Below are 14,755 nucleotides of genomic sequence, written 5' to 3'. Positions count from 1 at the left end.
TTCGTGCAAAAATAGTATTTTTATTAGTTGATTATGAGCGGATTTAAAATTATAGAACAAAAACTACATCGATTTACGAGAAAATTCTACGTAAATGAACTGATAAAAGGAACCATTTTATTCCTTTCTTTAGGATTCTTATACCTAATTTTTACCCTTTTTATAGAATATTTTTTATGGTTGAAACCCACTGCAAGAACCCTATTATTTTGGGTTTTTATAATTGTTGAAGTTTTTCTACTAATAAGATTTATCGCGATTCCTATTTTTAAATTGTTAGGGTTAAGAAGAGGAATTTCTTTGGAAGAATCTTCAAAAATAATTGGAGCACATTTTCCAGAAGTTAAAGACAAATTATTAAATGTTTTACAGCTGAAACAAAATTCTAAACAATCGGATTTGTTATTGGCGAGTATCAACCAAAAATCGGAAAAGTTACAACCCATTCCGTTTGTAAAAGCTGTTGATTTTAAGAAAAATACCAAGTATTTAAAATACGCAATTGTGCCTGTTTTAATTTGGTTAATTACTTTAATATCAGGTAATAATGGGGTTTTTACACAAAGTTTAAATCGTGTTGTAAACCATAGAACAGCTTACAATCCGCCAGCGCCATTTTCTTTTTCTTTACAAAATAAAAAATTGCAAGTTATTCAGGGAAAACCAATTACAATTATTGTAAATACAATTGGAACTGTGTTGCCTTCCGAAGCAAAAATAATCTACGATAATCAACAATATTTCCTTCAAAATAATGGGAATGGAACTTTTTCTTACACATTTTCGGATGTTCAAAAACCCGTAAATTTCTTTGTTGAAGCAAATGGAGTGCAGTCGCAAGACTATAAAATTGAGGTGATAAACACACCAACAATCAACAATATTTCTTTGCAATTGAGTTACCCAAGATATGTTGGTAAGCGAAATGAAACCATCCAAAATACAGGAAATATAATTGTTCCAGAAGGCACCAGAATTACGTGGAAAGTGCAAGCTTCTCAAACCGATTCTGTGGCGTTTATCAACAATAAAAAAAGAACATTATTCAAAAACGGTACGAATTCTAATTTTGAGTTTTCGAAATATATTAGAAATTCGCTTAATTATCAAATAACATCTTCCAACAGAAATCTTCGCGATTATGAAAATTTGCAATTTTCTGTCGGTATTATTAAAGATGAAGTTCCAGAGATTTCTGTACAAACAAATATCGATAGTATTTCACGTGGAACAGCAGAATTTGCGGGTCAAATTTCCGACGATTATGGGTTAAACAAATTGCAGGTTGTTTATTATGATGTAAATAATCCACAAAACCAACAGACGTTCGATTTACAAATTACGAGATCAAACATTCAAACATTTTTCTATCAATTTCCTGATGGCTTGAATTTAAAACAGGGAATTAATTACGAACTGTTTTTTCAGGTTTTTGATAATGATGCCGTAAATGGAAATAAAAAAGCGAAGAGTAAAGTTTTTAATTATCGACAAAAAACTACGCAAGAAATCGATGAAGAATTATTGCAAGAACAACGCAATACAATTAATAGTTTAGAAAAATCCATTCAAAAACAAGAAAAGCAAGAGAAAGAGTTGACTAAAATTCAGGAAGATTTACAAAACAAAAAAAAGTTAAGTTGGAATGATAAGAAGAAAGTTGAAAATTTTATAAAACGTCAAGAGAATTATAAAAAAATGATGCAACGTCAAACGGATGAGTTGCAAGAAAATTTAGACGAAAAAAAGGAAGAGAATGAGAATCTCCAAGAAAAAAAAGAAGAGCTTAAAATGCGAATTGACGAGCTTAAAAAGTTAGATAAGCAACAGAAGTTGTTAGACGAAATTAAAAAAATGGCAGATAAACTAAACAAGGAAGATTTAGTGAAAAAAGCCAAAGAATTAGCACAACAAAACAAACAACAAAGAAGAAGTTTAGAGCGCATGTTAGAGTTAACGAAACGTTTTTACGTGGAACAAAAAACAATGCAAATTGCCAATAAGTTGGAAGCATTAGCAAAAAAGCAAGCCGATTTAGAGAAAAAAGAAGATGCAACTTTAGCAGAGCAAGAAAAAATAAACGAAGAATTTAAAGAATTAAAAAAGGAATTAGAAGAATTGGCAAAGGATAACGAAAAGTTAAAAGAGCCAATGGAATTGCCAGATGTAGAAGATGAAAAAGAGGTAATTGACGAAGAATTAAAAAAATCGGAAGAAAGTTTAAAAAAGCAAGATAAAAGCGGAGCAAAGAAAAGTCAAAAAAAATCATCTAAAAAGATGAAAGAAATGAGCGCCAAAATGCAAAAGGCGATGGAAGCAATGGAAGGAGAATCCATTGAAGAAAATATGGACGATTTGCGTAAAATTTTAGAAAATTTGGTCACGTTTTCTTTTCAACAAGAAAATTTAATGAATAAATTTAATGAGATTTCTACAGGACATCCAGATTATGGAAAAGACCTAAAAAAGCAAAACGATATTAGAACTTATTTCGAACATATAGACGATAGTTTGTATGTGCTTTCTATGCGTTTACCAAAAATATCCACAAAAATTCAAGACGATTTATCTACTGCACATTACAATTTAGAACAATCTTTAGAAAATTTTTCTGAGAACAGATTCAATAATGGAATCTCAAATCAACGTTATGTAATAACGTCCACAAACAATCTTGCAGACTATTTAAGTAACATTTTAAATAGTATGAAAAATTCGATGTCTATGAAAATGGGCAAAGGAAAAAAAGGAAACCAAGGAGGTTTTAGTTTGCCAGACATTATTAAAAAACAAGGCGAATTATCGGAGAAGATGAAAGAGGGAATGAAAAAAGAAGGAAAGAAATCTGGTCAAAAACCTGGCGAAGGCCAAAAAGGAGGAAAAGACGGAAATAAGCCAGGAGAAAATGGGAAACCTGGCGATTCTGGTAAGTCAGGTAAGAATGGAAAAGGAAAAGATGGCAAATCTGGTGAAAATGGAAAAGTTGGAGGAGAAGGTAATAGAGAAAATGACGATTTAGATGGTGAATTGTATGAGATTTACAAAGAACAATCTAAATTAAGACAAGAACTTCAAAATGCTATAAAAGAAAGCGAAAACGGAAATCCTAATGGAAATACCAATGCAAAAAAAGCATTAAAAACCATGGAGCAGTTAGAAAACGAAATTTTGGAAAAAGGTTTTAATGCAGGAACGATTCAAAACATGCAACGTTTAAATTACGAATTATTAAAATTAGATACAGCTGCTTTAGAGCAAGGAGAAGATAAAAAACGAAAATCTACTACTAATTTTAAAGAAACGAAAAGAAATAAAGCAAAAGCATTGCAATTTAAAAAGCAGTTTTACAATCAAATAGAAATATTAAATAGACAATCCTTACCTTTGCAGGAAAATTACAAAATAAAGGTTCGAGAATATTTTTCTGAACCTCAGAAAAAAGAAAAATGATAACCTTTAATTACGAAACGGATTTTGAAATCGTTAACGAAAAATCTTTAGAAATTTGGATAGAAAATACGATTAAAAAACACAATTGTGAAGTTGGAGAAATCAATTATATTTTTTGTGATGACACTTATTTACATAAATTAAATGTCGAATTTTTACAGCACGATACGTTAACGGATATTATAAGTTTCGATAATTCTTTAGGTAAATTAATTAATGGAGATATTTATATTTCTGTAGAAAGAGTAGCAGATAATGCAAACGATTTTAAGGTTTCTTTTGAAGAAGAATTACACAGAGTAATGATTCATGGTATTTTACATTACGTCGGTTTTAAAGACAAAACAGAAACCGATAAAAAAGAGATGAGAAAGCAAGAAAATATTGCTTTATCTGTTTTAAATATTTAATAATCAGTTATTTAAAACTATAGTTTCACGTGGAACAGTAATATATGAGTTTATTTACAACAATTTACGATGTTATAGTAGTTGGTGGTGGTCATGCAGGAAGTGAAGCAGCAGCTGCAAGTGCAAATATGGGTGCACATACGTTATTAATTACAATGAATTTGCAAAACATAGCGCAAATGAGTTGCAACCCTGCAATGGGTGGAATTGCAAAAGGGCAAATCGTTAGAGAGATAGATGCTTTAGGTGGTTATAGTGGAATTGTTACAGATAAAACTGCGATTCAGTTTAAGATGTTAAACAAATCTAAAGGACCTGCAATGTGGAGTCCAAGAGCACAGTCGGACAGGATGCAATTTGCAGAATGTTGGAGAACTATGTTAGAGCAAACAGAAAATTTAGACTTTTATCAAGATTCCGTAAACGGATTATTACTTGATGAAAATAAAATTATTGGAGTAAAAACAGCTTTAGGTTTAGAGATAAAAGCAAAGACGGTTATTATAACTGCAGGAACTTTTTTAAACGGATTAATTCATATTGGTGATAAAAGTTTTGGAGGAGGTAGAGCAGGAGAAGGAGCGTCAACAGGAATTACAGAAGATCTTTTAAAAAAAGGTTTCGAAGCTGGTAGAATGAAAACAGGAACACCTCCAAGAGTCGATGGAAGATCGTTAGATTATTCTAAAATGATTGAACAACCAGGAGATAAAATTACAGAAAAATTTTCTTATTTACCAACTTCAAAAGCATTAACAGAACAACGTTCTTGTTGGTTAACTTATACCAATTTGAATGTGCATGATTCTTTGCGAGAAGGCTTTGATCGATCTCCAATGTTTAACGGTAGAATACAATCTACAGGACCAAGATATTGTCCTTCCATTGAAGATAAAATAGATCGTTTTGCGACAAAAGATAGACATCAAATATTTGTAGAACCAGAAGGTTGGACAACTTGCGAAATGTATGTAAACGGATTTTCAACTTCGCTTCCAGAAGACATTCAAGACAAAGCAATTCGTTCTGTTGAAGGTTTCGAAAATGTAAAGTTTTTAAGATATGGTTATGCAATTGAATACGACTTTTTTCAACCAACACAATTAAAACATTCTTTGGAAACAAAGTTAATTGAAAACTTATTTTTCGCAGGACAAATAAATGGAACAACGGGTTACGAAGAAGCAGCTGCACAAGGTTTAATGGCGGGTGTAAATGCGGCCTTAAAAACGCAAGAAAAAGAACCTTTTATTCTAAAAAGAAACGAAGCTTATATTGGAGTTTTAATAGACGATTTAATTACAAAAGGAACAGAAGAACCTTATAGAATGTTTACTTCTCGAGCGGAATATAGAACACTTCTTAGACAAGATAATGCCGATTTAAGATTAACTCCAAAAGGTTTTGAACTTGGTTTGGCATCCAAAGAACGTTTAAATCGTGTAATAGAAAAACAAAGAAAAACCGACTTGTTAATTGACTTTTTACAAAAAACAAGTGTAAAAGAAGCAGAGATAAATCCTATTTTAGAAGCAAAGAATTTAGCGTTAATTAATCAATCGATGAAGCTTTATAAAATTGCGGCAAGACCACAATTAGAGTTTTCTGAGTTTTATAGTATAGAAAAAGTAAAGGTCTTTTTAGAAGAAAATAATATCGATAAAGAAATTATAGAACAAGCAGAAATTCACTTAAAATATGCTGGTTATATAGAGAAAGAAAAAAACAATGCAGATAAATTAAATAGGTTAGAAAATGTAGTAATTCCTTCTTCTTTTAATTACAGCAAAGTAAAATCTCTCTCTTATGAAGCAAGAGAAAAATTAACTAAAATACAACCAACTTCTATTTCGCAAGCAAGCAGAATTAGCGGAGTTTCACCAAGTGATATTTCTGTTCTTTTGGTTTACATGGGAAGATAAAAAAACAAAAATTGCAAAATGTTCCTCGTGGAACAATGTTAAAAATTAATAAATATGGAGAATGAAAAAGAACTCTATACAAATTTAATTCCCCACTTAAATTGTAAAGATTTTACGGTTTCGAAAGAAACTTTTCGAATACTAAAAAATAAGGAATATGAAATGTTAGTTACATTACCTGTTCCAGAAAATTTAGAAGATTATTATAAAAGTGAAGATTATATTTCTCACACAGATAGTAAAAAATCTTTAATTGATAAAGTATATCAACGTGTAAAAAATTACACTTTAAAACAAAAACTTTCGCTATTAAATTCTTTTGAAACAAAATCTAAATTGGTTTTAGATATTGGAGCAGGAACAGGAGATTTTTTAAAAGTTTGTAAAAATGATAATTGGGAAGTTTTAGGAGTTGAACCTAATTTAGATGCAAAAAGTATTGCCGCAAAAAAAGGAATTCAATTAAAAGAAAATTTATTAGAAATTACAAAACAACAATTCGATGTAATTACACTTTGGCATGTTTTAGAACACGTAGAAGATTTAAAAGAAACTATAAAAACTTTAAAAAGTTTATTAAAACCAAAAGGCAGAATTCTTGTTGCAGTACCCAATTATAAAAGTTACGATGCAAGTTTTTATAAAGAATATTGGGCTGCTTACGACGTGCCAAGACATCTTTGGCATTTCTCACAAAAATCGGTTCATAAATTATTTTCTGAAGTAGAAATGGTTGTAGATGCAACTTTACCTATGAAATTCGATGCATATTATGTTTCGCTATTAAGCGAGAAATACAAAACAGGTAAAATAAAACCATTAAAAGCTTTTTACAGAGGTTTTTTATCTAATATGAAAGCAATAAAGAATTCTGAGTACTCTTCGCATATATATGTAATAAAAAACTATTAAAAAATGATTTTAAAGTATTAAATTTAATACTTACAGATTAAAAACACATAAATACCTTGTTAAATTTTAAAAAGCCCTTAAAACGCATGTTTTAAGAGCTTTTTTTATAAATTATATTTATTGAATATTTAAAAAATATAAAATTTAACTATTTAAAAGATAAATACCAAATATTGATATGATAAAATAGACGGCTAAAGACATCGCTCCTGCATAATCTTTTGCCAAACGTTGTCCTATTAATAAAAATATTAATGTAATTGCAGAGAGCTCAATTCCAAGAGAGGCAATTTCTTTTGCTTCTGAAGTGTATAATTGATAAACACCAATAATCATTAAAATTCCAGAAAGAACTTCAATAATTAAAATAATGGCTAGCAAAAATGGAACACTATTTTTTAGTGGAGAATTTTTAAAATGATCTGTAATAAAAGAAACATTTCCTTTCCAATCTAAAAGTTTGTCGATTCCAGATTGTATAAAAGTAACAATTAGGAAAAACAGAATTAATACTTCTGCAGGGTAATTTGATAAAAAGTTCATAATTTGTATTTTTTTATTTTCCGAATAAACGTTGAAAGAAACCCTTTGTTTTTGTGGTTGCTTCTTTTATTTCTTCCTTAGCTTCTTCTGCTAAATCAGCCAAGTTTTCTGCTGCTTCACTTGCAAATTCAGATGCTTTTTCCTTCACATCATCAAACATTTCTTCTGCATCTTCTGCAAATTCACTTACTTTTTCTTTGGCTTCGTTTGAATATTCGCCTAGTTTTTCCTTCACTTTGTCCATATTTTCATCAGAAAAAGTTTCGTTTATTTTCTCTTTTGCAACATCAAAAGCCTTGGTTGCGTCTTCCTTAAATTCAGCTACTTTTTCTGAAGTTACCTCCTTAATTTCGTTCGCTTTTTCTTTTAAATTATCTAAGGCTTCTTTAGACTCTTTTGTAACCGTTTTTTTTATTTCTTTCGGTTGTAATTTATCTTCTTTTTTAGACATAATTAGTTGATATATAATTGTTTATGTTGTTTAAAAGTTTTATCTATGGGTTCCCAAAGTTCTATTTTATTTCCTTTGTTATCTAAAATCCAGCCGAATTTTCCATAATCGTAGGTTTCTATTTCTCCAACAATAATAACACCTTCTTTCTTTAATTCAGCTAACAATTCTACTAAATTTTCGACTCCACTACGTTTTATTTGGATGACAAAATATTACTTCTTTTTAATGTTCGTTTCATAAATATCTATCCATTCTTTAACAGATAATTTTTTACATAATTCTCCAATTAAATCATAAGGAATAGCATCTACTTTTTTAAAACGGATACAACTTTTTCCCATGTCTAATTTTCGAGAATTGTGTTTTGAATATTCTTTTACAAACCAATTATTAATTTCTGGAACTGCATAAATTCCACTATGATATAAATTAACAGAATTTTTTTGAGAAGCAAAACTCATAAAAGGCAAAGGCTCTTCTGGCTTACAATGATAACCATCTGGATAAATTTCGTGTGGAACAAAATACCCAATCATTCCATATTGAATGCCTTCCTCGAAGTCTTTTGGTAGGTTTTCTTTGATGGTTTTTCGCAGCTTTTTAAGCGCCTCTTGTCTCTCTTCTGGAACTTGATTGATGTAATCTTCAGGAGAATTTGCTTTGTATTGCATAATTTAATTTTGAAGTTTACAAGTTAGCAATTTTTTTTGAGCATGTCATTTCGAACAAAACCCAGTGGAGTTAAGAAATCTTATTGTTAAGTTTTAGTCTTTGAGATTTCTCTCCCGAAATTTATGGAAAAATCGAAATTACAAATAAAACGATTTAACAAAATTTTGCTTTGATCTTATCGACAATCGTTTGAGCTAATTTTTCCTTGCTTTCAACAGTCCAACCAGCAACGTGAGGAGAGAGAATTACGTTCTCTGAATTAATTAAATAATTAAACGCTTCAGGCATTTTATCATTTTCATTGTCAGGTTGAGCGCAGTCGAAACCTCTTTTTTCGTTTTTAAATAAGTTTTCGAAACTTGCTTTTTCATACTCCAAAACATCTAAACCAGCGCCTAAAATTTTGCCCGATTTTAATGCAGCAACCAAATCTTTGGTAACTACAGAGGTTCCACGTGCAGTATTTATTAACCAGAAATTCTTTTTAAAACTGTTGATAAAATTCGCATTTACCATATTTTTTGTGAGTTCTGTTTGTGGTGTGTGTAAACTTAAAACATCTACATTTTCCTGGAGTTCTTGTAAGGAAACCTGTGTACAATTTTCGTCGCCAACATTGGGTTTTAAATCGTAACAAAGAACGTTTACATCGAAACCACGCAATTTTTTTGCGAACGATTTCCCCATATTTCCATAACCAATTAAACCAACCGTTTTCCCATCGAGTTCTATTCCGCGATTTTCTTCACGCAACCATTTTCCGTTTCTAACTTCTTTATCGGCTTTATTTAACTTATTAAAAAGCGATAATAACATGCCTAAAGAATGTTCGCCAACTGCGTTTCTGTTTCCTTCTGGAGCAGCAATTAATTCGATATTTTTAGAGGTTGCATAGTCACAATCGATATTTTCTAAACCAGCACCAACTCTTCCAATAAACTTCAGTTTTGTGGCTTTGTCCAGGAAGTTTTTATCAATAGAAAACCTGCTTCTAATGATAAAACCATCGTAATTATTAATTTTTGCTTCAATTTCTTCTTTTGAAGACGTGTAATCTTCATCATTAGTAAAGTCTAAATCTTTTAATTGATTAATTAAAAGTGGGTGATTTGTGTCTAAATGGAGGATCTTCATCTGTAATATACTTTTTTTGATAGGAAGTTAAAACACAATCTTACAATTGGAATCAAGAGCAAAAATTTTATCGTAAAATAAATTTTCTCAGCCATTTCTATTTTAACTTATACCATAACAATTTCCTTCCCTTTTGGAAGGTTAGGATGGGATTTTAATACTGCTCCTTATCACTAGGAAAATCGCCACTTTTAACATCTGTAATATAGCTTTCGAAAGCACCAGACATGTCTTTGTATAAATCTAAATATCTACGTAAAAAACGCGGATGAAATTCGTGTGTCATTCCAATCATATCGTGTGTTACCAAAACTTGGCCATCAACACCATTTCCTGCGCCAATTCCTATTACAGGAATCGAAATTGCATCTGCAACTTGTTTTGCTAATTTTGCAGGCACTTTCTCTAAAACAATGGCAAAACAACCAATTCTTTCGAGCATTAAAGCATCTTCCATTAGTTTTTCCGCTTCTTCTTCTTCTTTTGCTCTAACAGTGTACGTACCGAATTTATAAATAGATTGTGGTGTTAAACCTAAATGCCCCATTACAGGAATTCCAGCGTTTAAAATTCGTTTTATCGATTCTTTTACCTCTTTTCCACCTTCTAATTTTATGGAATGTCCACCCGATTCTTTCATAATTCGAATCGCAGAACGTAAAGCTTCTTTAGGGTCCGATTGGTAACTTCCAAAAGGCAAATCTACCACTACCAAACAACGCTCAATTGCTCTAACGACAGAACTTGCGTGATAAATCATTTGATCTAACGTAATTGGTAACGTCGTTTCATGCCCAGCCATTACATTAGAAGCGGAATCGCCTACTAATAAAACATCTATTCCTGCGCTATCTAAAATTTTTGCCATGGTATAATCGTAAGCAGTTAACATAGAGATTTTCTCTCCATTTGCTTTCATATCTACCAACGATTTTACAGTAACGCGTTTGTATTCTTTTTTAGCTACAGACATATTTTATAGTTTTTTGTTGTGGTAAAAGTAAGAAAAAGCAATAGATGTTCTGCATTTTTTCAATTTCTAAAAAAATGATAAATAATTTATTTGGTAGATGTAAGAAGAAGAGAAAATTGTGAAGCTTTAAAAGAAAAAAAATAGCAGTATATTTGTTGCTTTAAGAACCAAATGGCAGAAGAAATAAACACAATAAATTCCGATAAATGGATTGATAGTTACGCAGATTATCTATTTAATTATGCAATTTCTCGTGTAAACAATAGCGATTTAGCAAAAGATTTAGTGCAAGATACTTTTTTTGCAGGTTTAAAATCTGCTAAAAATTTCCAAGGAAAATCAACGGAAAGAACCTGGTTGGTTTCTATTTTAAAGAGAAAAATTATCGATTATTATCGTAAAATTAATTCTAATAAAGGAAAAGCCGAAGTTCGAATGAATTTTTATGACGATGGCGAAAACGAAGGTAATTGGCTAGAAGAAAGAGTGCCACAAAGTTGGGACAATCAATCTGAAAAAAATATAGAAAGTCAAGAATTAAGAGACCAAATAGAAGTTTGTATTGATAATTTACCAGAAAAATACGCGATGGTTTTTAGGATGAAAACAATACAAGAATTTGAAACTGAAGAAATTTGTAAGGAGTTAGCTATTACTGCGTCAAATTTATGGGTTATTATTCATAGAGCAAGAACACAGCTTAGAAAATGTATGGAAGATAACTGGTTTAATAATTAAGAAATGTTTAAAAGCTTAAAAATAACTTGTGATGAGGCAACTGCTATATGTGATAAAAATCAGTATGGAGAGGCTTCTATCTTAGAATTAATAAAGTTAAATATCCATTTTATTCGATGTAGAATTTGTGCTTTGTATACCAAACAAAATATGAAGTTGTCTAAGTTTTACAAAGGATATTCTAAAACTTGTAAAAAAGTAAACCATAGTATGTCTGCAGAAGACAAAGAAAGGTTAAAAAAAGCACTTAAAGAAAGTAAATAGTAATGTTACTTCTTTTAAATCTTAAAACGGAACGTGTAATTTGCAAGTTCCGTTTTTTTGTATTTTTGAATTGTCTCCTCGAGCGCAGTCGAGAGGTATTTATTTTAAGAAACTTAAACTAAGCGTCGACTGCGCTCGACCAAACATATAAATTAAATGCACTTTTTACCAGAAAATATAGACAACTACGTAGTTAATCATTCGCAAGAAGAACCAAAAATATTACAAGAATTAACCAAAGAAACTTGGCAAAAAGTACTGAATCCAAGGATGTTAAGTGGTGCTTTTCAAGGGCGAGTTTTATCGATGATTTCTAAATTAACTTCGCCAAAAAATATTTTAGAAATAGGAACTTATACAGGGTATTCTGCATTGTGTTTGGCAGAAGGTTTGGCGAAAAATGGCACTATTTTTACAATTGATAAAAATGAAGAATTAGAAACTCTTCAAAATAAATATTTCGAAAAATCGGAATATAGAGACCAAATTACGCAGTTTGTGGGAAATGCTTTAGAAATTATTCCAACAATTGATGTAAAATTCGATTTGGTGTTTATTGATGCAGATAAATCAAATTACATCAATTACTTCAACTTAATTATTAATAAAATGAATGCTGGCGGAATTATTTTGTCTGACAATGTACTTTGGAGCGGAAAAGTTGTAGAAGAATTAGATCCTAAAGATACAGATACAAAAATACTTTTAGAATATAACAAATTACTAAAAGAAGATGTTAGAATAGAAACCGTTTTATTACCAATTAGAGATGGTTTAACCATTAGTAGAGTAAAATAATTTTTAGATTTTGCCCTTAAAAAAAACTTACTCTGGTGTTGTTTTAGGTTTAAATTAAAAAAAAATGGATATGTTATATTTGACAGAAAGAAATTTATAAGTAAAAGTGTTTTAAATAAATTACTGAATATCACTAATTTATAAAAAATGATACCTTACAACTATATGATTATCAAATATTTAAGTCGTCCCGTAAAAAAACAACACCAAAAAACACAAAACGTATTATTGTAGTAGAGTTTAGTTATGCAAAAGGAAATTTAAAATAAATCTGCAAAGATTTATATATTTATTTATAAAGACTATACTCTGAATTATAGCTAAAACCTATAGAATAATTTCAAAGAGAAAAAGAATAATCAAAAATTAGTAGCATAATATCTTTTCTTTTTCTCTAGTTTTTTTGCAATCCTACAACTCTAAAAAAAAAGTAAATAATTAATTTTTAATTAATTATAAAATAATTTTTCAAAAAAGTATAACTTTGTTTTCTTGGTAAAAATAAATGAGTAATGTTAATAGAGATTTTAGTTAAAAAAAAATCAGTATTTTTTTTGAAGTAAAATATATTATATGTGTTTCACTATAAATCTTATAAATGACTGAACTTTCAAAAACAGTTCTAGAAAACTTAAAAAAAGGAAATCAAGCTGCTTTTAAAGAGCTCTTTGATTTTTTTTATGAAAGACTTTATGCTTTCTCTTTTAAATATGTAAAAAATAATTATGCTGCAGAAGAAATCACTGCAAATACAATGCTTTTTTTATGGGAAAAAAGAGCTAATATTTCAAATATAAAAGACATTAAGCCCTATTTGTATAAAGTAACTAGAAATGCTTCTTTAGATTATTTAAAGAATAAAGATAAAGTTGTAAGATTAGATTTTAACTCTGTAAGCCTACTTTATTTTGACAAGTATATAATAGAAGAAGAAGTACATGCTATTTTGTTAAAAGCAATAGAAAACTTACCTAGTAAATGCAAACGTGTTTTTGAACTATGCTGTATTGAAGGGGTTAAGTATAAAGACGTAGCAGAAGACCTTAATATAAGTATTAATACGGTTAAATCTCAAAGGAGACGCGCCTTAGCTTTATTGAAAAATCAATTTAAAGACAATCCTTTATTTTTATTTATTCTTAAAGGTCTCTTAAAAGTTTCTTAAAAAAAACAAAATTTTTTACACCCTTTTTCTGTTTTAGACAGTCTTATTAAAAAAGGTAGCTAAAATAATAGCTCTATATTATTAAGAAAGTGTCAAAACAAACAAACCCATTTAATATTTCTCGGTTAATATATAAGTCTATAATTAAGTCACTTAGAGGCGTAGAGAAAGAAGTTTTTACAGACTGGTTAAAAGACGAATCAAATGAAAAAATATATACAGAAATTATTAGTGATGTTGCTATTTATGAAAAGAGGAAACTTTACAAGGAATCAAACAAAGAAAAAGTCTTTAAAATTGTTCAAAAAAAAATAAAAAAAAATAAAAAGAAGGCAATTTTTAAACAAGTTTATTTTAGGGTTCTTAATTATGCTGCTATTATTTTAATACTATTAACACTAGGAAATGTTATTTATAAAACAAATTTTGATAAAAAAGCAATTACTAAAGAAGCAATTAAGAATATTAAACCAGGAGTTAAGAAAGCCACATTAACTTTGTCTGATGGAACAACAATTGATTTAGGAGAGTATAAAAACGAGTTAATTACATCTAAAAATATTACTCGAGTACAAAATACCAACAATGGGTTGGTATATAATGCTATAACAAAGGATGGGGTAAAAACCCCTACTATTCCTTTGAAGTACAATACTTTAAAAACCCCTATTGGAGGTACATACCAAGTAGAGCTAATTGATGGAACAAAAGTATGGTTAAACTCTGCCACAACATTAACTTACCCTAAAAGCTTTAATGGCAAACAAAGATTGGTAAAGTTAGATGGAGAGGCTTATTTTGAGGTAACAAAAGGTGTTAAAGAATTTGTCGTTCAAACCAATACAGCAGATGTTATCGTTTTAGGAACTCAATTTAACGTGTCTTCATATAAAGATGATCCTTTTTTCTCATCAACTTTAGTTGAAGGTAAGATTAAGTTGGCAACATCTCAAAAACTAAAGGTTAGTAATACTAAAATATTATCTCCAAACCAAAGAGGTGTATTAGATAAGAATACATCAAAAATTAAAATAACTACAGTCGAAACAGATATATATACTGCCTGGAAAGATGGTAAATTTTACTTTGAAAAGGAAAAGTTAGAGCGTATTTTAACAAGAGTGGGTAGGTGGTATAATATAAATGTAGTATTTGAAGACAATTCTTTAAAAGATGAAATTTTTACTGGTGTTATACTTAAAAACAAACCCATTGAAAACCTATTAAATATGATAAGGAAAACAACAAAAATTAATTATTTAATAACTAAAAACAAAATAAATGATAAATACGAATTAAAACTAATTAGAGATTAGTTAA

General features: G+C 29.5%; 14 protein-coding genes and 1 pseudogene. 9 read left to right on the top strand and 6 right to left on the bottom strand.

The window, feature by feature from the left end; genetic code table 11:
• Nucleotides 1–33: 33 nt before the first annotated feature.
• The 4 genes from J3359_RS10940 to J3359_RS10925 are packed head-to-tail and all read left to right on the top strand — an operon-like array spanning nt 34 to nt 6,694.
• Nucleotides 34–3,450 (top strand): DUF4175 family protein, encoded by a 3,417-nt coding sequence (locus J3359_RS10940; protein ID WP_208076903.1) that lies wholly within the window; start codon nt 34–36, stop codon nt 3,448–3,450.
• A complete protein-coding gene (gene ybeY / locus J3359_RS10935; protein ID WP_208076902.1) occupies nt 3,447–3,860 on the top strand; it encodes an rRNA maturation RNase YbeY in 414 nt (137 codons plus the stop codon). Before J3359_RS10940 ends, ybeY begins: the two co-directional genes overlap by 4 nt.
• Before the next feature lie 44 nt (nt 3,861–3,904).
• Complete coding sequence (mnmG, locus tag J3359_RS10930; RefSeq protein WP_208076901.1) at nt 3,905–5,782, top strand: tRNA uridine-5-carboxymethylaminomethyl(34) synthesis enzyme MnmG; 1,878 nt, start codon at nt 3,905–3,907, stop codon at nt 5,780–5,782.
• Between the two features lie 54 nt (nt 5,783–5,836).
• Nucleotides 5,837–6,694: a class I SAM-dependent methyltransferase gene (locus J3359_RS10925; RefSeq protein WP_208076900.1), complete on the top strand. Its 858-nt coding sequence runs from the start codon at nt 5,837–5,839 to the stop codon at nt 6,692–6,694.
• Between the two features lie 144 nt (nt 6,695–6,838).
• Here J3359_RS10925 and J3359_RS10920 read toward each other — a convergent pair whose 3' ends face one another.
• From J3359_RS10920 to panB, 6 genes and pseudogenes are all read right to left on the bottom strand, one after another.
• Nucleotides 6,839–7,237, bottom strand: a complete 399-nt coding sequence (locus J3359_RS10920; RefSeq protein WP_208076899.1) for a DoxX family membrane protein — start codon at nt 7,235–7,237, stop codon at nt 6,839–6,841.
• A gap of 13 nt (nt 7,238–7,250) precedes the next feature.
• Nucleotides 7,251–7,688 (bottom strand): YtxH domain-containing protein, encoded by a 438-nt coding sequence (locus J3359_RS10915; protein WP_208076898.1) that lies wholly within the window; start codon nt 7,686–7,688, stop codon nt 7,251–7,253.
• Between the two features lie 2 nt (nt 7,689–7,690).
• A pseudogene (locus tag J3359_RS10910) lies at nt 7,691–7,873 on the bottom strand (VOC family protein); the annotation flags it as partial.
• Between the two features lie 30 nt (nt 7,874–7,903).
• Nucleotides 7,904–8,362: a DUF1801 domain-containing protein gene (locus tag J3359_RS10905; protein ID WP_208076897.1), complete on the bottom strand. Its 459-nt coding sequence runs from the start codon at nt 8,360–8,362 to the stop codon at nt 7,904–7,906.
• 154 nt (nt 8,363–8,516) lie between these two features.
• On the bottom strand, nt 8,517–9,497 hold the full coding sequence (locus J3359_RS10900; protein ID WP_208076896.1) for a 2-hydroxyacid dehydrogenase: 981 nt from the start codon (nt 9,495–9,497) through the stop codon (nt 8,517–8,519).
• 154 nt (nt 9,498–9,651) lie between these two features.
• On the bottom strand, nt 9,652–10,470 hold the full coding sequence (panB, locus tag J3359_RS10895) for a 3-methyl-2-oxobutanoate hydroxymethyltransferase (protein WP_208076895.1): 819 nt from the start codon (nt 10,468–10,470) through the stop codon (nt 9,652–9,654).
• 171 nt (nt 10,471–10,641) lie between these two features.
• On the opposite strand from panB, the gene J3359_RS10890 reads away from it, so the two are divergent.
• From J3359_RS10890 to J3359_RS10870, 5 genes are all read left to right on the top strand, one after another.
• Nucleotides 10,642–11,208, top strand: coding sequence for a sigma-70 family RNA polymerase sigma factor (locus J3359_RS10890; protein ID WP_208076894.1), 567 nt, complete (start codon nt 10,642–10,644; stop codon nt 11,206–11,208).
• Nucleotides 11,209–11,211: 3 nt separating this feature from the next.
• Entirely contained in the window at nt 11,212–11,472 is a 261-nt protein-coding gene (locus J3359_RS10885) for a hypothetical protein (RefSeq protein ID WP_208076893.1), read from the top strand.
• Between the two features lie 156 nt (nt 11,473–11,628).
• A complete protein-coding gene (locus J3359_RS10880; protein WP_208076892.1) occupies nt 11,629–12,270 on the top strand; it encodes an O-methyltransferase in 642 nt (213 codons plus the stop codon).
• A 598-nt stretch (nt 12,271–12,868) separates the two neighbouring features.
• Nucleotides 12,869–13,435: an RNA polymerase sigma factor gene (locus J3359_RS10875; protein WP_208076891.1), complete on the top strand. Its 567-nt coding sequence runs from the start codon at nt 12,869–12,871 to the stop codon at nt 13,433–13,435.
• A gap of 89 nt (nt 13,436–13,524) precedes the next feature.
• Nucleotides 13,525–14,751: a FecR family protein gene (locus J3359_RS10870; RefSeq protein ID WP_208076890.1), complete on the top strand. Its 1,227-nt coding sequence runs from the start codon at nt 13,525–13,527 to the stop codon at nt 14,749–14,751.
• The last annotated feature ends 4 nt before the right edge of the window (nt 14,752–14,755 follow it).

The sequence above is a fragment of the Polaribacter cellanae genome, assembly GCF_017569185.1.
In the GTDB taxonomy this organism is placed as follows: Bacteria; Bacteroidota; Bacteroidia; order Flavobacteriales; family Flavobacteriaceae; genus Polaribacter; species Polaribacter cellanae.
This window is presented reverse-complemented; position numbering and strand designations above follow the sequence as displayed.

Coding starts and splice junctions, on each gene's coding strand:
- J3359_RS10880 (WP_208076892.1), top strand. CDS start 11,629: ATGCACTTTTTACCAGAAAATATAGACAACTACGTAGTTAATCATTCG.
- J3359_RS10915 (WP_208076898.1), bottom strand. CDS start 7,688: ATGTCTAAAAAAGAAGATAAATTACAACCGAAAGAAATAAAAAAAACG.
- mnmG (WP_208076901.1), top strand. CDS start 3,905: ATGAGTTTATTTACAACAATTTACGATGTTATAGTAGTTGGTGGTGGT.
- J3359_RS10885 (WP_208076893.1), top strand. CDS start 11,212: ATGTTTAAAAGCTTAAAAATAACTTGTGATGAGGCAACTGCTATATGT.
- J3359_RS10905 (WP_208076897.1), bottom strand. CDS start 8,362: ATGCAATACAAAGCAAATTCTCCTGAAGATTACATCAATCAAGTTCCA.
- ybeY (WP_208076902.1), top strand. CDS start 3,447: ATGATAACCTTTAATTACGAAACGGATTTTGAAATCGTTAACGAAAAA.
- J3359_RS10920 (WP_208076899.1), bottom strand. CDS start 7,237: ATGAACTTTTTATCAAATTACCCTGCAGAAGTATTAATTCTGTTTTTC.
- J3359_RS10925 (WP_208076900.1), top strand. CDS start 5,837: ATGGAGAATGAAAAAGAACTCTATACAAATTTAATTCCCCACTTAAAT.
- J3359_RS10890 (WP_208076894.1), top strand. CDS start 10,642: ATGGCAGAAGAAATAAACACAATAAATTCCGATAAATGGATTGATAGT.
- J3359_RS10900 (WP_208076896.1), bottom strand. CDS start 9,497: ATGAAGATCCTCCATTTAGACACAAATCACCCACTTTTAATTAATCAA.
- J3359_RS10875 (WP_208076891.1), top strand. CDS start 12,869: ATGACTGAACTTTCAAAAACAGTTCTAGAAAACTTAAAAAAAGGAAAT.
- J3359_RS10940 (WP_208076903.1), top strand. CDS start 34: ATGAGCGGATTTAAAATTATAGAACAAAAACTACATCGATTTACGAGA.
- panB (WP_208076895.1), bottom strand. CDS start 10,470: ATGTCTGTAGCTAAAAAAGAATACAAACGCGTTACTGTAAAATCGTTG.